This window comes from Salinivibrio socompensis S35 (assembly GCF_000513715.1).
GTDB classification, from domain to species: Bacteria; Pseudomonadota; Gammaproteobacteria; order Enterobacterales; family Vibrionaceae; genus Salinivibrio; species Salinivibrio socompensis.
In genome coordinates this window covers 15,467-37,230 of the sequence record NZ_AQOD01000024.1, presented here as the reverse complement: position 1 = coordinate 37,230, position 21,764 = coordinate 15,467, and the positions used below count along the sequence as shown (strand labels likewise).

General features: G+C 50.2%; 10 protein-coding genes, 1 tRNA gene and 10 pseudogenes. 4 read left to right on the top strand and 17 right to left on the bottom strand.

Features of this window, described 5'->3' with window-relative positions:
* Nucleotides 1-196: 196 nt before the first annotated feature.
* The 6 genes and pseudogenes from DZ54_RS27310 to DZ54_RS0103720 all read right to left on the bottom strand — a co-directional run.
* Nucleotides 197-364 (bottom strand): annotated as a pseudogene (locus tag DZ54_RS27310) (PAS domain-containing protein); the annotation flags it as partial.
* Nucleotides 365-367: 3 nt separating this feature from the next.
* Nucleotides 368-838 (bottom strand): chemotaxis protein CheW, encoded by a 471-nt coding sequence (locus tag DZ54_RS0103740; protein WP_025673140.1) that lies wholly within the window; start codon nt 836-838, stop codon nt 368-370.
* 9 nt (nt 839-847) lie between these two features.
* Nucleotides 848-1,345, bottom strand: a complete 498-nt coding sequence (locus DZ54_RS0103735) for a chemotaxis protein CheW (RefSeq protein WP_025673139.1) — start codon at nt 1,343-1,345, stop codon at nt 848-850.
* Between the two features lie 9 nt (nt 1,346-1,354).
* The gene (locus DZ54_RS0103730; RefSeq protein ID WP_025673138.1) at nt 1,355-3,448 is read right to left on the bottom strand and encodes a chemotaxis protein CheA; all 2,094 of its coding nucleotides are present in this window, start codon (nt 3,446-3,448) and stop codon (nt 1,355-1,357) included.
* A 21-nt stretch (nt 3,449-3,469) separates the two neighbouring features.
* Nucleotides 3,470-3,829, bottom strand: coding sequence for a response regulator (locus DZ54_RS0103725; protein ID WP_025673137.1), 360 nt, complete (start codon nt 3,827-3,829; stop codon nt 3,470-3,472).
* A gap of 22 nt (nt 3,830-3,851) precedes the next feature.
* Nucleotides 3,852-4,109 carry an STAS domain-containing protein gene (locus DZ54_RS0103720; protein WP_025673136.1) on the bottom strand — a complete coding sequence of 86 codons (258 nt, stop codon included), beginning with the start codon at nt 4,107-4,109 and terminating at the stop codon, nt 3,852-3,854.
* Between the two features lie 369 nt (nt 4,110-4,478).
* Here DZ54_RS0103720 and DZ54_RS0103715 point away from each other — a divergent pair.
* A tRNA-Phe gene (locus tag DZ54_RS0103715) sits at nt 4,479-4,554 on the top strand.
* A gap of 588 nt (nt 4,555-5,142) precedes the next feature.
* On the opposite strand, the pseudogene panC reads toward DZ54_RS0103715, so the two are convergent.
* The 7 genes and pseudogenes from panC to sfsA form a co-directional block, all read right to left on the bottom strand.
* Nucleotides 5,143-6,028 (bottom strand): annotated as a pseudogene (panC, locus tag DZ54_RS18845) (pantoate--beta-alanine ligase).
* Between the two features lie 11 nt (nt 6,029-6,039).
* Nucleotides 6,040-6,834, bottom strand: a complete 795-nt coding sequence (panB, locus tag DZ54_RS0103705; protein ID WP_025673135.1) for a 3-methyl-2-oxobutanoate hydroxymethyltransferase — start codon at nt 6,832-6,834, stop codon at nt 6,040-6,042.
* 35 nt (nt 6,835-6,869) lie between these two features.
* The gene (gene folK, locus DZ54_RS0103700; RefSeq protein ID WP_025673134.1) at nt 6,870-7,361 is read right to left on the bottom strand and encodes a 2-amino-4-hydroxy-6-hydroxymethyldihydropteridine diphosphokinase; all 492 of its coding nucleotides are present in this window, start codon (nt 7,359-7,361) and stop codon (nt 6,870-6,872) included.
* Nucleotides 7,358-8,730, bottom strand: a pseudogene (gene pcnB / locus DZ54_RS18840) (polynucleotide adenylyltransferase PcnB). The gene folK and the pseudogene pcnB overlap by 4 nt, the downstream one beginning before the upstream one ends.
* 103 nt (nt 8,731-8,833) lie before the next feature.
* Nucleotides 8,834-9,715, bottom strand: a pseudogene (gene gluQRS, locus DZ54_RS18835) (tRNA glutamyl-Q(34) synthetase GluQRS).
* 236 nt (nt 9,716-9,951) lie between these two features.
* Nucleotides 9,952-10,400, bottom strand: a pseudogene (gene dksA, locus DZ54_RS18830) (RNA polymerase-binding protein DksA).
* Between the two features lie 123 nt (nt 10,401-10,523).
* A complete protein-coding gene (gene sfsA / locus DZ54_RS0103680) occupies nt 10,524-11,246 on the bottom strand; it encodes a DNA/RNA nuclease SfsA (protein ID WP_025673133.1) in 723 nt (240 codons plus the stop codon).
* A gap of 127 nt (nt 11,247-11,373) precedes the next feature.
* On the opposite strand from sfsA, the gene hrpB reads away from it, so the two are divergent.
* The 3 genes and pseudogenes from hrpB (at nt 11,374) to mrcB (ending at nt 16,177) form a co-directional block, all read left to right on the top strand.
* Complete coding sequence (hrpB, locus tag DZ54_RS18825; protein ID WP_338057024.1) at nt 11,374-13,575, top strand: ATP-dependent helicase HrpB; 2,202 nt, start codon at nt 11,374-11,376, stop codon at nt 13,573-13,575.
* Nucleotides 13,576-13,577: 2 nt separating this feature from the next.
* Nucleotides 13,578-13,826, top strand: coding sequence for an ATP-dependent helicase C-terminal domain-containing protein (locus tag DZ54_RS27030; protein ID WP_338057023.1), 249 nt, complete (start codon nt 13,578-13,580; stop codon nt 13,824-13,826).
* Nucleotides 13,827-13,834: 8 nt separating this feature from the next.
* Nucleotides 13,835-16,177, top strand: a pseudogene (gene mrcB / locus DZ54_RS18820) (penicillin-binding protein 1B).
* A gap of 116 nt (nt 16,178-16,293) precedes the next feature.
* Here mrcB and DZ54_RS18815 read toward each other — a convergent pair.
* The 4 pseudogenes from DZ54_RS18815 to DZ54_RS18800 form a co-directional block, all read right to left on the bottom strand.
* A pseudogene (locus DZ54_RS18815) lies at nt 16,294-17,062 on the bottom strand (ABC transporter permease).
* Nucleotides 17,059-17,982: pseudogene (locus DZ54_RS18810) on the bottom strand (ABC transporter ATP-binding protein). The pseudogenes DZ54_RS18815 and DZ54_RS18810 overlap by 4 nt, the downstream one beginning before the upstream one ends.
* A 14-nt stretch (nt 17,983-17,996) precedes the next feature.
* Nucleotides 17,997-19,609, bottom strand: a pseudogene (locus DZ54_RS18805) (SulP family inorganic anion transporter).
* A 394-nt stretch (nt 19,610-20,003) separates the two neighbouring features.
* Nucleotides 20,004-21,660: pseudogene (locus DZ54_RS18800) on the bottom strand (SulP family inorganic anion transporter).
* Nucleotides 21,661-21,764 lie beyond the last annotated feature (104 nt).

Here is a 21,764-nt window from a genome sequence, read left to right as displayed (position 1 = left end):
CGCCTACGTTACTGGCGGAAACACGTAACTTCCCGGCCCCCAGTTCGATGGTTTGCACAGACGGCTTCTCATCGACCAACTGCAGCCACTGTTGATAGTCCACAAGGTCAGCCGGTAACACCGCACTTATCGGTTGACCAAACAGCACGTCACTTTGCGCTGAAAACTCGACATTTCCGCGCTCTCGAATAGCCTTTTCATAACACTGCAAAAGCTGCAGTGCACGCCGATTAACCAAGGTTATTTTCTGCTGGGCGTCGAGCATAACCAGCGCAGCAGGCGCGACATTAAGTGCCGCTAATAATTGCACATTCTGCTGGGTCTGTTGGTTGTCTTGCGTTACTTCCCTTTTAAACCAAGCCATATTTTAGTCCTCGTTTGCGCTTTCGGGTTGTGCGCTTTGCTGTAACTGATCAAAGTCGAACAACTGTTCCAGATTAATCAACACCACATGTCTATCGTTCACCGACGCAATGCCTTCCATGAACCACTCTTCTCGTCGATGCAACCCCGGTGGCGCCTTGATTTGTTTCGTATCCAGGTTATGCACTTCGGCCACAGCATCGACCACAATTCCCAAAGATACGCCTCGCTGATTGCGCACGATGATAATCACACTCATGGTAGTCAAGGTGGCAGGGGACATACCGAAGCACTGGCGAATATCCATGATCGGGATGTACTCACCTCGTAGTTCTAGAACCCCTAGCATGTGCGGCGAAGAGTTTGGTATACGACGAACTTCAGACCACCCTCTCACTTCTTTTACATCGAGAATGTGTATGCCGTATTCCTCATCCTCGAGTAGAAAGCTTAAGTATTCTCGTGATTCCGTCATGCTCCTCACCTATATCCATCGCTCGATACGCAGTAGCTCATCGACATTGACTAATGACATAACGCGCTCTCCGACATTGAGCAATCCATTCACGTAAGCAATAACCTTTGAATCCCCAATGGGTGGCATGATTTGCCCTTCCCCTTGATCCACAACATCGGAGACGGCATCGACTACAACACCCATGATTTTATTGTTAGCCACTTCACTCGCACGCAGAACTAACACCACCGTTTCGCGATGATAATCCACTTTCTGAGTGTGAAAGCGGAGACGTAAATCCATCACTGGGACAATCATGCCGCGCAGGTTGATAACGCCTAAAATAAACTCAGGTGAACGAGGAAGCAGAGTGGGTTTTTCCCAGACACGGATTTCTTCCACCGCTTGAATGTCCACTCCATATAGCTCGCCATCCAATTCGAAGCTCAAATAGTCACTACCTTGTAACCGCTCTACACGGTCGTCGATATCAAGCACCTCATCGGGTTCCATCACGGTTTGCATACCCCCTCCTTATGCAGCAGCAATATGCCCATTTGCATCGCTGACACGGGCTAAAAATTGGGTAATCAGTCCTTGAATATCTAAAATAAGAGAAACGGAACCGTCACCTAAAATGGTGGCACCTGAAATACCGGTGACGCGCGCATAATTCGATTCAAGGCTTTTTATCACCACTTGCTGCTGCCCTAATAACTCGTCGAGCAGAAGACCGACTTTTTTATCTCCCGCCTCTACCAAACACAGCAATTTTTTATCCAAATCATCCCCACAGCTTCCCAGCTCAAACTCTTCTTTGAGTCGTAAAATAGGAATATTTTCCTCTCGAAGCCGATATAGCTGCACGCCAGACGCCGTTTTTACCTGCTCGCTATCAATCTGTAGTGACTCAATAATGGAAATAAGTGGGACGACGTAAACTTGCCCACCCACTTTGACCAATTGGCCATCTAGAATCGCTAACGTAAGCGGTAAGCTAATTTTGAATGAACTGCCATTCTCCGGTGAGGATTGCACATCAATATTGCCGCCCAGCTGTTCAATATTACGCCGCACAACATCCATCCCCACTCCGCGTCCAGAGACATCAGACACGTGATCTGCAGTCGAAAAACCTGGGGCAAACACGAGGTTAAACACATGAGAGTCAGTCAATTCATTAAGCGGAATATCTTCAGAGATAAGCCCCTTATCCAAGGCTTTTTGCCAAATTTTTTCTTTATTGAGTCCCGCACCATCGTCACTCACCTCGATAACAATCGAACCGCCTTGGTGGTAGGCATTAAGATGAACCATCCCAATTTCGGGTTTGCCTTTTTGGGTGCGCACTTCGGGGATTTCTAATCCATGATCGATTGCGTTCCTTACCAAGTGCACTAAGGGGTCAGAAATACGCTCAAGCACGGTTTTATCGAGTTCGGTGCTCTCCCCTTCAATGACAAGTTCAACACGCTTACCAAGTTGCAACGACAGATCTCGAATCAAACGAGGGAAACGATTGAAAGCAAAGCTGATCGGGAGCATGCGAATATCCAGCACACTCTCTTGTAATTCTTTAGTATTCAGCATGAGTTGTTCAAGCCCAGATTGAAGCTGCTCAAGCCGCTCAGGCGAAAAGTCACTACTAAGCTCGGCGAGCATCGATTGGGTAATTACCAGCTCTCCCACTAAGTTGATCAAATTATCAACCTTGTCGATTTCTACCCGGATGGAAGAAACATTCGCATCACTTTTAGCTGACGGTTTATTGGTCTTTTTCGCAGTTTGTTTTGGATCAGTCGGCGTGGTAGGAGCCGCCTTATTATCTTCAGGTTCGGGCAGTTGAAGCGACGAGATCGGTTCAATCACCTCCGCTTCGACGTCAGCTCCCTGGGGCTCACCCGTTCGAGAGATAAGCAGGTCACATTCATCTTCTACCCACTCGAAAATAGCTTCTATCTCATCAAGTGGTACGTGACCGTCGACACGAATATGCCACCGCAGATATAACTGTTCAGGATTCAGGCGTTCAAAGTCAGGAAGACCAGAGGGATCGCAGATGACATCCGCGCCTCCTGGTAAGGCATGGATCTCGCGCAATATACGCACGGGATCATTACCAGAAAACAGCATATCAAGATGCGGTGTAAAAGTGATCGACCATTCTTCTGTTCCGCTTGTAATCTGAACAGAGGTCGATGCCTCTTTTGGCGCTGGCGCTTCTGGTGTTTGGGACGGATCACTGCCAATGATACCGTTTAGCGCCGCCGTCACAGCATCCCGTTCGCTTTTGTCGTATTCAGTATTGTTTTCGTACGATTCCAGCATGGCGAGAATACAATCGCCACCGCGCAATAACACATCGATGGTGTGGCTATCCAGTTGCCGCTTTCCCTCACGCGACTCGTCGAGCAGGGTCTCCATGTTATGGGTGAAGTGGCTAATCTCATCGAGATTAAACGTCGCTGCGCCTCCTTTAATCGAGTGCGCCGCACGGAAAATGGTGTTGATGGACTCAAGATCAGTGGCTTCCGGATCCAGAGCTAGGAGCTCACGCTCCAACACTTCAAGGTTCTCGCGGCATTCTTCATAAAAGATACGCCGCAGCTGGTCCATATCCATGGCCATATCACCCTCCGTTGATGCGCCTTACAAAACGCGCTGTAGTGTTTTTAGCAAGGTATCTGGATTAAACGGCTTAACAATCCAGCCTGTCGCGCCAGCCGCTTTCCCCGCTGACTTTTTCTCGGCGGAGGCTTCCGTCGTGAGCATCAGTATGGGCGTGAATTTATATTGCTGAACGCCCCTCACTTGCCGCACAAACTCAAGACCATCCATTATTGGCATATTTACGTCTGAAATAATCAGATCGAATTTTTTAGCCTTCGCTTTACGTAGCGCGTCAGCTCCGTCATTAGCCGTTTCAACTTGATAACCCGCATCTTTCAACGTGTGGCTAACCATCTGCCGAATGGATACCGAATCATCCGCTGCTAGTATATTTGCCATCCTCTTACTCCAACTCCATGTATCAAGTGTTTAACTTTAATAATGAGGTCATGCCTGCCTGTTGAGCAGCTGCATGCAAACAGCCTGGAACATTGCGCCACTGCCACTCTTCACTCATGATCAACATACTAAGCAACAACTGAAGCCCTGCACTATCTACTCGGTTGAGCTTATGCGCATCAACGTCACATACCTCGCCACTCATTATTTGGGTGCTAAGTTTGTCCTTTATCAGTTGTACCTGTGTAATATCTAACGACTCCCCCAGCTCAATGTTCATAACTTGGCTCACCCTAACCTGTTGTAAAAAAAAGACACACTGTCCAGTCACTAAAATAAGTGTAGCAATAATTAGTCAGATTGTTTTTTTTCAACCTTGTTTTAAGTGGTTCTTTTCAAACGTTCAGCGAAAAACGCCTGAGGGATAAGTAATTTTTTTCAATAAATACAGATCATTAAAAGAAGAAAATCGCACTACGGCGATAAAAAAAGCAACCAGTGCCTTTTTTCCTGTTCACCCCAAAGAATGAAGAAAATCACAAAACACAGGATCAACATGAAAATAAGAATGGAAATTATTTGTCAGAAAAAAGAATAAGTTAAAATTACTTTGACATGATGGGGTTAATACTATTTAATACTCACCTTGGCCCGGATAGCTCAGTCGGTAGAGCAGGGGATTGAAAATCCCCGTGTCGGTGGTTCGATTCCGCCTCCGGGCACCATATATAGAAATAGCCCTACTCTCACGAGTAGGGCTTTTTTTTACTTCAATGCCGTAGATGTCGCGCCATTGGCCTATGATTAAACAGCCTAATTGCCTGCTTGTTGCTCTAATTAGCTTGCATCGCCCGTATATAGAACGTTACCGAAGTGAATGGATTCTGGTTAAAGGCAATATGTTTCGATAGGCTCTGTCGCCCACAGTTTGGATCACCAGCACGCTTGCCTTTCGTGGCCTTGTCGCACCTGTTTAACAATAACAAGAATAAAGCAAAGTTTAACCCGCGTCTGCTGGCGTTATTCGTCAAGATGATGGGCGTTTATCCCCGGCACAGTGGTTAGACTCTCCAATGAGGATATTGGCATTATTATTTCGGTCAACAGTACGGCGCTGCTCAAGCCAAATGTGATGATTTATGATCCGGATATTCAGTCAGATCAAGCAACGATAATTGATATACGAGAGAGTGATCTAGAGATAGACACCGTTGTGCCTATCTCTAAACTGCCAGAGGAAGTGAAAGAACCCTTGAAGCCGCCCACCCAAACTTCCTATTTTATAAGCGCTGACGGCGACAAAGAAGCTCTATTTAGTGGGCGCTGGTTTCTGCTTTATCCGCGGTACGGTGTAGTTCTACCGCCAAGTTATCAATGAGGCGGGTATTGCCAAGATAAGCGGCAACCAAAATTTACCGCTTGACGGCTTTCTTCGCTAATCTGCGCGAGCGAGGAAGCGTCGCGAATATAGAATTCGTCTGGCTTTAGCCCCGCCGCACGTAACTGATCGTGAGCATCTTCAATCAGATCATCGAGATCACGCCGTCCATTGCGCATTTGTGCACTCATCCAACGCATGGTTTTTGCGAGCACAGGCGCACGTTGGCGTTCATCGACGGTCAAATTATTATTCCGAGAGCTCATGGCTAAGCCGTCGCTTTCACGCACGGTCGGTACACCAATAATCTCAATCGGCATCGCCATGTCAGCCACCATTTTACGGATAACGGCAAGCTGCTGAAAATCTTTCTCACCAAAGCACACCACACTCGGCTGCACGAGGTTGAACAGCTTGGTTACGACCGTCGCCACCCCACGAAAGTGACCTGGGCGGGAAGCACCTTCAAGCATGGATGACAGACTCGGCACCTCGACTGTCGTATGAGCATCAAGCCCTTGCGGATATAAGGTGTCAGCCATTGGCGTAAACACTAGGTCTACCCCCTCCTCACGCAACTTGGTAAGATCTTCATCCAAGCTACGTGGATAATTGGCCAGGTCATCGGCGCGATCAAATTGCATAGGATTAACAAAAATACTGACCGCTACCACATCGCCCTGCTCTCGGGCTTTGCGGACTAACGTTAAGTGACCCTGATGTAAATTACCCATGGTGGGCACGAATGCTATACGCTTTGCCGCTTTTTGCCACTGGCTGATTTGATCGCGCAGTGGCGCAACCTCAGAAATTACCTGCATACTCGGTCTCTCTATTTGAACGTGTGGGCGGGACCGGGAAATTCGCCATTCGCCACTTCTTGCACATACTTGGCCACCGCTTCACGGGCATCACCCGTTTCTGCCAAGTAGTTTTTCGAGAATTTGGGCATATAGTTTGCCGATACGCCGAGCATATCATGCATGACCAAAATCTGACCATCGGTGTCACTGCCTGCCCCTATGCCTATCACAGGGACAGAAACGGTGTCTGTGATCCGCTTAGCTAATGACGCTGGTACGCACTCAAGTAAGATAATTTGTGCGCCGGCCTGCTCAAGGGCGACGGCGTCGGCCACCATTTGTTCGGCCTTTTCATCATCACGCCCTTGTACACGGAATCCACCGAAGATATTCACCGATTGCGGCGTCAGGCCCAAGTGTACACAAACCGGCACGGCACGCTCAGTTAGCATTTTTACTGTCTCGGCTAACCACGCTCCACCCTCGATTTTGACCATGTTGGCGCCAGCTTTCATCAATTCAGCAGCATTCGTACACGCCTGCTCAGGAGTTGTGCAGCTCATAAACGGCATATCGGCCATCAACAAGCTATTGGGGCTGCCTGCGCGCACGCAACGCGTATGATACGCCAACTCGGCAACTGATACGGATAGGGTATCGCTTTTCCCTTGCAGCACCATACCTAAGGAGTCGCCCACCAACAAAACAGGAACATCCTGTTGCTCAAACAGCTGAGCAAAGCTCGCATCATAAGCGGTAAGGGATGCAAACTTTTGTCCTTGTTGCTTCCATGTGATCAGATCAGTAATTGTGATTTTTTTCATTGTGTCTCCCAAAGCCTGAAACTGGGGCCCACCGATTAAGCGTGATCGCAGATACGGGTTAAACCGTTACGATCCACGCGCGTCAGGCACGCGGCGAGCGTACTGCCATCCGGCAAGCACAAGTCGGGGGCGATGTCGGCAAGTGGATACAGCACGAACTCACGTGCTTTCATGCCGTAGTGTGGGACCGTCAGTCGTGGATGCTCGATAACACGGTCACCATAAAGCAAAATGTCGAGATCTAAGGTTCTTGGCCCCCAACGTTCTGCTTTGCGTTCCCTGCCATAATCAAGCTCAATTGCTTGGGTGGCATCCAATAGTGTCAGAGGGTCAAGCTGGGTGTCCACCGCAGCCACTGCATTGACATAGTCAGGCTGATCGGCGGGCCCCATTGGCCTACTGGTATAAAGAGAAGACACTGCCACCCAGGTACTTTGTGGCAGTGTCTTTAGTGCAGCAATTGCCTGTTCCGCTTTTTTTATCGGCTCACCTAGATTGCTGCCAATCGCAATATAGACTCGGTTCATGCGTCTGAATTCGATTGCGGCTTGCGCCGGTGCGGCGGCGCTTTACGGCGACGTGACTTAGGTTTGCGCGTATTACTCGTCTTATTGATCGCACGCACCATTTTTTGGCGCCCGCCCTCATCGGCGCGTTGAAAGTCTCGCCACCACGCACACAGTGTTTCAGTATCATCACTTTCTACCGCACCGCGCATTTCCAGCAAATCAAACGCCGCTCGGAATTTTTTCTCATCCAAGGTTTTGAATGCGCGTGCGCCGGTACGGCGGGTCATGCGCATTTGTAATTGCCAAACTTCTCGCACCATGGCGGTAAAGCGACGAGGAATGGCGACCGTTTTCACTTGTTCGTCAACGATATCACTCGCCGCGACCATAAAGGCATCGTAGTAACTTAAACCACTTTCAAACGCCATTTCTTCAGCACGTGTCACCAAGGGATACCAAAGCATCGCCGCAAATAAGAAAGCGGGATTAATGCGCTGATCGTTCGCAACGCGTTTATCCGTTGAACGTAACACCTGCTCAAGCATTTGTTCGGTTTGGCTGGTTTGCGCTTCGGTAAAGTGCGCCGCCACCGCAGGGAAAAGCTGCTGAAATAGGTTGTACTCACGCAACATTTGGTACGTCGCAAGCCCCTGTCCCGCTTGCAGCAGTTTTAAACTTTCTTCAAACATACGTGCCGCGGGAATATCTTGTAACAAGGGCGCTAGTTCTGCCATCGGTGCCGCGGTTGCATCATTAATGGTCATATCCAGCTTAACCGCAAAACGCACGGCACGAAGCATCCGTACCGGATCTTCACGATAGCGCGTATCTGGGTCCCCTATCAGGCGAACAACGCGATTATTCAGATCGTCAAGCCCACCGGCATAATCACGGATAGAGAAGTCAGCAATGTTGTAATACAGCCCATTAATGGTGAAGTCGCGGCGCTGCGCATCTTCATCAATGGTGCCATAGACATTATCGCGTAGCAGCATGCCGTCTTCAGAACGGGCCGTTTGTTTGTCTTTTTCACCTTTCTCGCTTTTGCCGTGATGACCCCGAAAAGTGGCAACTTCGATGACATCTCGCCCAAACAGAATATGGCAAGACGAAAACGACGGCCAATCAGGCGACAATTACGGAATAACTTTCGCACCTCATCCGGTGTGGCATTGGTGGCGATATCAAAGTCTTTGGGTTCGCGATCCAACAGTAGATCTCGCACCCCTCCGCCAACGAGGTACGCTTCATAGCCCGCTTTGTGCAGGCGATAGAGCACTTTCAGCGCATTTTCGCTGATACCTTTGCGCGAAATGCCGTGTGCTTTGCGGGGGATAACTTCCAACTTAAGATCCTCAATTGCTCGTGTTTTACCATCACGATTCAGAACCTTACGGCAAAAGCTGGTCACTCGATTAAAGATAGCTCACCTCGTATTTGATTGTTCGGGCCATGAAACAGCGGCATATAATATATCAGGGTTCGCCATTTTAGAATGCTGTTGTCACTTCCGTTTGTTTGGGTAAGTGCGTCAACGACCACGTATTGACCGCAAGATTCAGTAATTCGGTGGGCGTTGCCACCTTTTCCTCTGCCACTGTGTGTAAACCAAGAAACCGCATCGCCGCGCGTAAGGCAGGTAAAGGGGCTTGATTATCAATGGCTGGCGCACGGTTTTGTTTCGATAGTTTTTGCCCTTCTGCGTTTAATGCCAACGGAAGGTGCAAGTATTGCGGGATCACCGCCCCTAATTGGCGATATAAGGCAATATGGCGCCCCGTGGTACAATTAAATCCGCCCCTCGGACAATGTCCGTCACCCCTTGGTCGATATCGTCTAGCACCACCGCAAGGTTGTACGCATATAATCCATCGCGGCGCTTAATGATAAAATCTTCGTTAGCCAGATTAGCATCGAGATGAAAAGACCCATGTAGTCGATCGTTAAACGCTAATACTTCAACGGGACTTTTTAGCCTAACGGCGGCGTGCTCAGCCCCTTGGCCTTTATCACGACACCAACCTAAATAGCGATCACCAGCCTGTTTAATTTGACGCCGTGTACACGTGCAATAATACGCTTGCCCTGACGCTAGCCAAGCATCAATTTGCGCCTGATAATCATCTAGGCGCTGACTTTGGTAGCGAACCTGCCATCCAGTGTAAGCCGTACGCCTCAAGCGTGCGCAGAATCTCACTGGCCGCGCCCGGCTTTTCTCGGGGCGGATCGATGTCTTCTATGCGTACCAGCCATCGGCCATGATGGGCGCGAGCATCTAAATAAGAGCCTAGCGCGGCCACCAATGAGCCAAAGTGTAAAGGCCCTGATGGTGACGGCGCAAAACGGCCAATATAAGAAGCATCCAATGTCATGATAAGCGAATAAGCCTAGTCTCAGCGCCATAGGCAATAATGAATAGCGCAAATTGTACGGGGATCTTGCATTAACACAAGCGTCTACAAACACAAAAAGGGAGCCGAAGCTCCCTTTTATTTTATCAAGTAATTGCTGTTTTATTCACCTATCGCTATTTTATTCGCTCATCGCTAGCAGTAGGCGAGTAGCGTAGCAGCCAGCGACATCGCGCGTAGGCGCTATTTAGCGACGACTAACCCGCCATTTGCTTTTCTTTCAGCTCAGCGAGTGTTTTACAATCAATACATAGCTCGGCAGTTGGACGCGCTTCTAGGCGACGAACGCCAATCTCAATACCACATGAGTCGCAAAAGCCGAAATCATCGTCTTCGATACGCTGGAGTGTCTTATCAATTTTCTTGATCAGCTTACGCTCACGATCTCGGTTACGTAACTCTAAGTTAAATTCCTCTTCCTGCGCTGCACGATCGACAGGATCGGGGAAATTCGCCGCCTCATCTTTCATATGATTCATGGTGCGGTCGACTTCTTCCCTGAGCTGATTACGCCATGCATTGAGGATTTTACGGAAATGCTCGAGCTGTGGCTCGTCCATATATTCCTCTCCAGGTTTCTCCTGGTATGGCTCTAATCCGGCTATGGCAGGATGCCCAGCGATTTCTTTTCTTTGCTTTCTGGCATTCAGCTTCTCCTAAAAAACCTTGACATGACCCGTGTCTGTCAAATGAGGGCGCTATCTATAGCAGAAAGCCTTTAGGGTGGCAATCTTTGATTTACGCCCTGCAACGCCCAATGTGAACATGCTTACACTTTTGTTATGTGAGCAACAAAAGGTACGGAATTAACCAGATTTAGCTCACTCGCTGACACCTGAGCCTGATAACAGATAACCTCAACCCCCGACGCCAGCGCATGATTGAGCAGCTGGTTATAATCCGGGTCGATATGGGGGGCACCCGTGACGTTTTCAATCCCCGAGTGCAAAACAACAAACAATAAAACGGCACGGTGGCCTTGTTCGACCATGGCAATCAGCTCTCGCAGGTGTTTTTGCCCTCGGGTTGACACCGCATCTGGGAAAGCTCCCCAGCCATCCTCCTCTAACAAGGTGACACTCTTTACTTCTATATAGCAGTCAGCTCTGTCATCGTCACGTAATAGAAGGTCTATGCGACTGTTTTCACTGCCATAGCGTACTTCTGTCTGTAATTGTGCATAGCCTGCTAGTTCAGAAATACGGCCACCTTGTATCGCTTCAACCGCCAACGTATTGGCACGCGCGGTATTCACGCAAATCCAATCTCCCTGCTGGGTATGATTGATCTCCCAACTGTGCGGATACTTACGCTTCGGGTTATTTGACGTCGAGTACCACACCGTATCGCCAGGCGTTGCACACCCCGTCATCGCCCCCGTATTGGCACAATGGATAGTGAGGATCTCGCCATTGTCTAAAGTGACATCGGTTAAAAACCGTTTATAGCGGCGTACGAGTGTGGCCGATTGGAGTGGCGGGGAAAACTGCATCTTTAATTCCTGCTTTTGATTAACAACACTTTATCTAAGCCTAAAGCAAAAAATAATCGCATGGGCTCTCCTTTTACGCTCAGTCCGTTAAAATAGCGGCTTTGATTCTGACACAAAGGGCGAATGCTTGTCTCAGCTTCCGATTAACGCCGTCATTCCTGACCTCATGGCCGGGATCTCGACACACCCACAAATCATCATCTCCGCGCCACCGGGTGCCGGTAAGTCAACACGCTTGCCGCTTGCTCTACTTGAGCAGGCGACGCTCAAGGGAAAAATCGTGCTGTTGGAACCTCGTCGGCTCGCGGCGCGCAATATCGCTCGCTTTCTCGCCCAACATTTTGATGAGCCTATCGGCCAAACCGTGGGGTTAAGAATGCGTGGCGAGACAAAAGTCAGTGCTAACACGCGATTAGAAGTCGTGACTGAAGGGGTAATGACGCGCTTATTGCAAGTTGATCCCATGCTCGACGGTGTGAGCCTGATTGTATTCGATGAGTTTCACGAACGCAGTTTGCATGCCGATCTTGCCCTCGCATTAAGCTTAGATTGCCAAGCAGGATTACGTGACGACCTGCGCTTGATCGTGATGTCTGCCACCTTAGATAATCAAGCCCTATGTCAGTATTTACCCGACGCGCTCACACTCACTACCGAGGGACGCAGTTTCCCGATTCATTATCAGTATCAGCCGCTTTCACGCCACACACCGTGGGCAAGTGCGGTCGCAAGCGCAAGCCGAGATTTTATTGCTCAGCATACCGGCTCGGCACTGCTTTTTCTTCCCGGCATGAGCGCGATTCGATACGTCCATGCTGCCCTTAAAGGACGTCTCCCTGATGACATGGATCTACACTTACTCCACGGCAGCCTTGATGTATCAGCCCAACAAGCCGCCATTGCTCCTGCCCCGACGGGAAAGCGTAAGTTAGTGCTGACAACCAATATTGCTGAGACTAGCTTGACGATTGAAGGGATTCGACTAGTGATCGATGCAGGGCTTGAGCGGATGGTCATGCACCATGCACAAACCGGTATCGATAAGCTGGTGACAAGACAGGTGACGCGCAGTGCTGCCATCCAACGTGCTGGCCGTGCTGGCCGCCTCGCAGACGGGCACTGCTTACGCCTTTATAGCGAAGAGCAATTTCAGCGCTTACCTGTCGCACCAGCAGCCCCTATTTTACGTGAAGATTTAACCGATCTTGCCCTCAACGTGATCCAATGGGGCTGCGAGGTCAAAGATTTACATTGGCTTGACGCACCACCTACTAAGCACTGGCAAGCTGCTTGTTTAAGGCTGACACAATTGGGGCTGATTGATGAACGTCACGGATTAACCGCCTTGGGTCAACGAGCAAGCCACTTGGCAGCGTCTCCTCGAGCTGCTGCCATGTTGGCGCGCGTTGAAAAAGCCGATGTCTCGCTTCTATCCACGGCGTGCTGGCTAGCGGCCTGGGCGGAAAAACCCATGACCTCAGGCGCATCACTGGCGCTTGTCGACCAGTTGCGCGTGGCAATGTCCCACAAAAACTATCAGCACCGTGCACAGTCACTGGCTCGTACCGCAGGGATGACCTTACAGCATCACTTAGATGAAACCCTGCTGCCGCTGCTAGCGGCCAACATCTGGCCAGACAGAATCGCATTAGCGCGGGGGAAGCCGGGGCGCTTTATGATGGCCAATGGTCACGGTGTGATCTTGGACAGCCTAGAGGCATTCAGCCGCGCCGACGCCGTCGTGATATGTGATGTGATGGCCGGCGATCAAGGTGACAGTCGCGCCTATAGTGCGATTGCTATCTCACTGACCGCGCTTCAAGAAACACGTCCCGACTTATTCAGCCATCGCGATGTGGTTGTATGGGATGATAAACGCGGCACGCTGAAAGCAGAAAAGCAGCAGCGTTTGGGCGAGTTAGTCCTCGCTTGCGAACCACTCGACACCCTCAGTGCCGAACAGCAGGCACAAGGGTTGTTAGATGCCGTTCGCCAAAAAGGCATTGCGGCCTTGAACTGGCAACGCGGTAGCCAGTCTCTGCTGACTCGCGCCCGCTGTGCTCAGGCATGGGGGTTAGACATTGCGCTTCCGCCCCTAAGCGATGACAACTTGCTTGCATCGCTCGATACCTGGCTGGCTCCCTTTATTTATGGCATGTCACGCTGGCAAGCACTCCAGCAGTTAGATCTCAAACCCGTGTTGGAAGCCTGGTTTGGCTTTGCGGTCACGCAGCAATTAAATGCGGCACTACCCACACATATGACAGTGCCAACCGGGTCGCGTTACCCACTGCGTTATACCCGGAAAGTGCGCCGGTACTGGCAGTGAAAATGCAAGAAATGTATGGACAGGCGCAAACACCGACGCTTGCTCACGGTAAGGTTGCCGTGCAAGTTGAGCTTCTCTCACCCGCCGGACGTCCATTGCAAATTACCCAAGATCTCGCCGGCTTTTGGCAAGGGAGTTATAAAGATGTGCAAAAAGAAATGAAAGGGCGCTACCCTAAGCACCTTTGGCCGGATGATCCGGCTAATCATATGCCGACTCGTCAAACCAAACGCCATTTTAACCAGAGTTAATTGATTGTATGGCCGATAAAAAAACACGTTCACGCGCGAGCAATAAAAAAAGTGCATCATCCAAGCGTCAACCCAAGAAAGCCGCCGCCAAACCGAGCTGGACCAAACGCCTATTAAGTCTCGGATTAAAATGCAGCCTGGTGGGGATCGCCGCGGTCGTCATTTTAGGTATTTATCTTGATGGCAAGATCCAAGACCGTTTTAGTAGCGGCCAAATTTGGCAGCTCCCAGGGGTGGTGTATGGCCGGGTGATTAACCTCTCACCAGGTAGCGATGTGTCACTCCTTCAACTGCGCCAGCAATTGGATGCGCTGAATTACCAAAAAGTACGCACTCCTAAGCGCCCTGGCGAGTATTCGGCTTCACAAACACGGCTGGAAATCATTCGTCGTCCGTTTGATTTTGAAGATGGTCCGGCGTCCGCACGACATGCGATGCTGAGCTTTGGTGATAATCAAGTCAACCAGATTACTGAAGTCAGCACCAACCAATCTCTAGGGCTTTTACGCATTGAGCCGAAATTGTTGGGCATGATGGAGTCTGGCATCAATGAGCAACGCCTGTTTTTACCCCGAGAGCGTTTCCCCGAATTCTTAGTCGAGGCTTTACTCACCACAGAAGACAGAGATTTTTATCACCATGAAGGCGTTTCTCCAACCGGGATATTACGCGCACTCGTGGCCAATATTCGTGCCGGTCGTACCGTGCAAGGTGGTTCGACACTCACCCAGCAACTGGCTAAAAACCTCTTTCTTACTCGCGATCGCACCTTGTGGCGAAAGGCACAAGAAGCCTATATGGCGCTGATCCTCGATTTTCGCTACAGCAAAGACAAACTCTTAGAAGCCTACCTTAACGAGGTCTACTTGGGGCAGAATCGCGGTGAGCCCGTGCATGGGTTTCCATTAGGCGCTCGGCTTTATTTTGGTCGTCCGATTAGCGAGTTACGCGTGGATCAACTGGCCTTGCTCGTCGGTATGGTAAAAGGGCCCTCTTACTACAACCCATTCCGCCACCCTGAGCGGGCCAAAACGCGCCGCGATCTGGTACTGCGGCTAATGCTAGAACAAAACCGGCTGACAAGCGCAGACTATGATGCAGCGGCCAGTCGCCCGCTCGATATCCAAAACACCCCAAACGCTATCGCGTCCACAGCCGGCTTACTTTGATCAACTCAAAGAGGAAATCCGCCATAAAGTTGGCGATAACTATGCCGCTGGCGCCGGACTACGTATTTTCACCACGCTTGATCCTGTGTCACAGCAAGCGATTGAGCGTGCGGTGACCGAAAAGGTTAACGCGCTTAAACATCGTGCAGGGAATCAACTGGAAGCCGCCGCCGTGATCGCAGACAGGCGTAGTGGCGAGGTGCGTGCCATGGTTGGAGCGCACGCCCGGGCTTTGCCGGTTTTAACCGTGCATTAAATGCCAAACGCTCTATCGGTTCACTCGCCAAACCTGCAGTTTATCTGACTGCGTTAAATCAACCTGAACGCTTTCAGCTCACCAGTAACATTGACGATAAGCCCATTCGGTTAGAAGGCAGCCAAGGGAGCAGTTGGCAACCGCGCAACTATGACCGCCAATATCGCGGCACGGTCTCCTTACTGACCGCCTTGGCAAAATCTTATAACGTGCCAACGGTTAACCTCGGCATGCAACTGGGGTTAGAGAATGTGGTTAACACCTTTTCTCAATTGGGGGCAAAGACTGACACTATTCCGCGCGTTCCCTCACTGCTTCTGGGCGCGTTTAGCATGAGTCCATTTGAGGTTACCCAAGTCTACCAAACCCTGGGCAATGCGGGACAGCGCGCCCCGCTCACCGCTTTGAGGGCAGTCACAACTAAAGAGGGCCAAGGGCTATACCAGAACTGGCCTAAAGCAGAACGAGTGGTGTCTGAACAAGCTGGCTGGCTCACCTTGTATGCGATGAAACAGGTGGTGAAACAGGGCACAGGGCGCTTCTTGCAGCAACGGCATCGCCATGCAGCACTCGCAGGTAAAACGGGGACAACAGATGATAACCGTGATAGCTGGTTCGTCGGCATCGACGATAAAGAAGTCACCACGGTGTGGCTGGGGCGCGATGATAATCAATCGACAGGGCTCACCGGTGCCTCTGGCGCCTTGCGTGTTTATGATGACTATTTAAATCGCCGAGGCGCGACAACACTGGCGCTTCCCTGGCCCGCAGACATCACCACGGTCACTGTTAGCCAACAAGGCAGTCAATACGCGTTGAACTGTCGCGGTGAGATGTCGCTCCCCGTGTGGGACATAAACGGCCAGTTTACCAAACGATGTAGCCAGCCGGATCCCGTGGGGTGGCTGAAAGGCTTATTTGATTAGCGCCTTATTTTATTAGCGCCTCACTCACTCGATACGCGTTAACACCCGAAACCGCACACCGTAAAAAGCCCCAGCCATGATGGCTGGGGCTTTCTCGCGCTCATACTGTGAGGTATTTAGCCACGTAAGCCTGTGCCTCTAGAAATTAAGCGCCACGCTAGCGCATATAAGCCGATAATAAACAGTAGCAACACCCCAAACGATGTCATGATCCCCACATCCGACACCCCGAGGAAACCATAACGGAAAGCGTTAACCATATACACGATAGGTTCAGCTAGACACCTCTTGCCAAAACTCAGGCAACAGCGACAGCGAATAAAATACCCCACCAAGATAGGTAAGAGGCGTCAGTATAAAGGTTGGGATCAAGCTAATATCGTCAAAGGTCTTGGCAAAAATGGCATTAATCAGGCCCCCTAAAGCAAACACGGCTGAGGTCAGGATCACCGTTGTGACCACGATAAATGGATGTGCGATTTGCAAATCCACGAAGAACAAGGATGTCATCGTCACTAAGGCCCCCACCGCTAAGCCACGGCACATGCCTCCGCCAATATAACCGGCAATGATCACATAGTTAGGGATAGGCGCGACTAACAACTCCTCGATATTATGCTGAAACTTGGCACTAAAAAAAGAAGACGCCACATTGGAGTAGGAGTTAGTAATCACTGACATCATAATTAAGCCAGGAACAATATACTCCATATAACTGAAGCCTTCCATTTGACCGATACGCGATCCAATCAAATTACCGAAAATGACGAAATACAAGCTCATGGTAATCGCGGGTGGGACCAAGGTTTGCACCCAAATCCGCGTAAAACGCGCCACTTCTTTATGAATGAGGGTACGAAATGCCACCCAATACAAGGCATTCATGCGCGCTCCTCCCCATTTTGCTGAATTAACGTCACAAACAACTCTTCCAAACGGTTGGCCTTATTACGCATTGATAATACTTGCACCCCCTGTTGTGACAGCTGCTCAAAAACCGGCGTTAAGCCGACTGATTTACTCACTTCCACTTCCAAGGTATTCGTATCAGTGGTTTGCCAGTTCACCCATTAAGCGCATTGAGCTTGTGCCCAGGCTGTAAATCGAGAATAAAAGTCTCGGCATCCAATTTAGATAACAATGCCTTCATCGACGTATCCTCGACCAGCTCTCCCCGATTAATAATACCAATATTGCGGCATAGCGTTTCGGCTTCTTCCAAGTAATGGGTAGTGAGAATAATGGTGATCCCTTGACGGTTAATTTGGCTTAAGAAATCCCACATCGAACGGCGCAACTCAATATCGACACCTGCCGTCGGCTCATCCAAAATCAACAAGCGCGGCTCGTGCATCAGCGCACGGGCGATCATTCAAACGACGTTTCCATCCCCCCGATAAGTTACGCGCCGGCTCATTCCGTTTGTCCCACAAATCCAGCTGTGAGAGATATTTTTTTGCACGTTCTTTGGCCTGTGCACGCGGCACACCGTAGTAACCGGCTTGATTCACCACAATCTGTTCGACTTTCTCAAATTGATTAAAGTTGAACTCTTGCGGGACGAGGCCAATTTGTTTTTTCGCTTCGACCTTTTGTGTGTCCAAATCGTAGCCAAAAATGCTTACCTGCCCTTGGGTTTTATTGACTAGAGAACTCAATATGCCAATGGTGGTGGATTTACCCGCCCCATTTGGCCCTAACAGCGCATAAAAATCGCCCTCCTCGACAGAGAGCGATACCCCTTTTAACGCCTTAACACTGGATCCGTACGTTTTAACGAGATCCTTAATTTCGATGGCTTTCATAAGCTCCCGTTCTTTTAAAGCATGCCGTCTGTTACTCGATGTGCAGCGCGGAGCGCGTCATAACGGCTATCAAAGGTATGATCATCCGTTAGCCAGTTTTTTACATGCAAGCGTTCAAGCTGATCCCGCGTTTTTTGGTGGGGACAAAGTAAAAAGACTTGGCAATGGGCTTCAACCGCATCTTTGATCGCGTTTTCAAGCGCCAGGCCGACGGTCATATCAATCATGGGCACGTCACTGAGGTCTAAGATCATGACATCAAATTCTTCAATCTTGCTATGTTGACGCGCGATCGCTTTGGAGACACTGAATATCATTGGGCCTGACAGATAGAAAAACAACACTTTTCCGTTCGCACTGTGCAATAAAGATCGTTCCATATCGCTGAGCGGCACATCATCCTCATCGGCATCACTGATGGCTTTGACCTGTTTTTCTTGCTCGCGGCTCAGATGCTCAATCGCAATAATGTTGGCAATAAACACGCCAACACCAACGGCAACGATGAGATCCACCAGCACGGTGAGTATCATCACACCATACATGATCACGGTTTGATGTAGACTAACTTTATGCGCACGCTGGATAAAGGTGCGGTCGAGGATGTTAAAGCCGACATAAATCGCTATCCCAGCTAAGACGGCCATCGGGATAGGCTCGGTCAGAAAGCCGGCCACCAAAATCACGGCCGCTAAAATCAACGCACGAACAATCGCGGACAGCGGAGAGCGCCCACCAACTTGTACATTAACCACGGTGCCCATGGTGCCACCGGCACCAGGTAGCGCACCAAATAACCCCGCGACCATATTGGCTAACCCTTGCCCTCTCAGCTCCTTATCCGAGTCGTGCTCTTCACGCGTTAACGAATCAGCAATGACCGCTGATAGCAGCGTATCAATACAGCCGAGCGTTCCCAGCACCAAGGCATCGACCACCATGGTTGTCAATACTTCACTATTGATCTGCGGCAACACTAAGGTCGGCAATCCAGTAGGAATGACCCCGATACGGCGGATCGCATCCAGATCGAACCACCATAGAGATAGCAAGGTCACAATCACCAAGGCGACTAACTGTACAGGCATATAACGCCGGTAGCGCTGGGGAAACGAGAATAAGATCCCTAATGTCAGTAACCCAAGCAACAACTCGCTTTGTTGAGTATTGACAATCAACTCAGGTAGCCCCTTCAGCGTGCCTAGCACCCCACCCTCGGGTGTGGTTTGCCCCAATAACGGCGGAAGTTGAAGGATAATAAGGATCACACCAATGCCCGACATAAAGCCAGATATCACGCTGTAGGGCATCAAGGTGACATACTTTCCCAACTTGAGCGCGCCCAAAATCACCTGAAACAAACCGGCCATCATCACGACAGTAAAGCCCATCGCCATCCCGCCCTCAGGATAACGAGACACCATAGTGGTCAACACCGCCGTCATAATCACGGTCATTGGTCCCGTGGGTTCCGAGATCAGTGTCGAGGAGCCACCGAATAAGGCGGCAAATAAGCCCACCAGAATCGCGCCCCACCATACCGGCTTCGGCACCAGCACCGGAGGCGACCCCGAACGCCAGCGAAAGGGGCAGCCGAAATCGACCGCGGTCGTGCCCCACCAAACAGACTCCCGTTGCAGGGCTCCCAAGATTTCCTTTGAAGTTCCGTTCGAATTTCAAACCCATTGATCCTTTACGTCGACTGCAGTGACTGGCCGTGACGGCTTTACTTACTGGCACGGGGGGTCCCCGATGCGCGCGCCAGTATATAGGAATGTGCGTAAGATCAAATCAGGTGGAAAAACGCCTGGATACTTTTTAACCGCAAAGAGCAAAATGATGAGAAATGTAGCAAATATTCACTAAATATAGTGTACTTAAGTGATCCTCTTTAGCGTCCTATCGCTTTTGTTGGGTGCCTGGAGGACAGATGCATGAAGTGTGCATCTCGCCGCCTCGAGCCAGGCGGCGATCTAGAGCATGACAGCTAGATGGGCCAGTGTAACCAAATAAACCTCTGGTTACGGCATCACCTCTACCAGCCTATTCGCCGCCTCTAACGCGGGCTGCCGAGTGGTAAAGATATGCGCCTCTCGCACCCAGTCGCCAATGTGTAAGCGCTGAAGCTGCTCTCGCGTTTCATCGTGTGGACAGAGTAAAAACACAGTGCAATCAGCCTCACGCGCATCTTTAATCGCGTTTTCCAGTGCCAACCCCACGGTCATATCCAGCATAGGTACATCACTTAAATCGAGGATCATCACTCGGAATTCATTAATGTGTGCATGCTGACGCGCAATGGCTTTGGAGACACTAAAAATCATCGGGCCAGATAAGTAGAAAAAGAGAACTTGGCCATGGCTGGCAATCTAAAAGCGCGCGCTCCTCGTCATTCAACGGCACTTCATCATCCTCTGTATCACTGATCGCCCGTATCTGTTTTGCCTGCTCGCGGCTGAGTCGTTCAATGACTAACAAGTTAGCAATAAAGACCCCCAGGCCCACCGCGACAATCAGATCAACAAAGACCGTCAGTGCCATCACGCCATACATGATCCCTGTTTGCTGCAAGCTAATTTTGTGGGCGCGATGTAGAAAACTCCAATCAAGAATATTAAAACCGACATAGAGTGCAATGCCAGCAAGGACCGCCATCGGGATCGGTGCGGTGAGCGCCCCTGCTACCAATACTACGGCCGCCAAAATAGCCGCGCGGAATATGCCTGATAGGGGTGAACGCGCGCCCACTTGCACATTGACCACGGTACCCATTGTCGCTCCAGCTCCTGGCAATGCGCCAAACAAGCCCGCTATCATGTTCGCTACGCCTTGACCACGCAATTCACGATCGGAGTCATGCTCTTGCCGGGTCAATGAGTCTGCAATCACCGCCGTTAATAAGGTATCAATGCATCCCAAAGTGCCTAAAACGAGGGCATCAATAATCATGGCCGTGAAGTGCTCTGCAGTGATGTGCGGCACCACCAATGAGGGAAACCCGGTGGGGATCTCACCAATACGACGAATACTATCGGTATCAAAAAGGAGCACCGAAACCAGCGTAATACTGATCAATGCCACTAACTGAGCGGGAATATAACGACGGTATTTGGCAGGAAAATAAAACAAAATACCTAACGTCAGCGCACCAAGAAACATCTCACTAAGCTGCGCATTCATCAGCAAATCTGGTAAAGCCTTGAGGGTGCCTAATACCCCGCCCGATGGCGCCGCTTGACCTAACAACGGCGCGAGTTGGAGCAAGATTAAAATCACGCCAATCCCCGACATAAAACCGGATACGACGCTATACGGCATCAAGGTGACGTATTTCCCCAGCCGCAAACTGCCTATCAGCACTTGGAAGGCGCCCGCCATCATCACCACGGTAAAGCCCATGGCAAGGCCACCTTCAGGGTAACGTGACATCATGGCGGTGAGTACCGCAGTCATGATCACCGTCATTGGGCCGGTGGGCTCTGAAATCAGTGCGGAAGAGCCACCAAATAGCGACGCGAATAGTCCCACTAAAATCGCGCCCCATAACCCGGCTTCAGCGCCAGCACCCGAGGCAACTCCAAATGCAAGTGCCAAGGGTAATGAGATAATCGCGGTGGTCACGCCACCAAATAAATCGCCCTTTAATGACAGCTGCGCAAATCGTCTTTTATCAAACACGCACTACCTCGACTGCAGTTAAGATTATGATAGAGCTAACAGTATACGAATTTTCTCGCGTTAACCTATCCGAGCAGTAGTTTTAACATGCACAGCGTGATCCA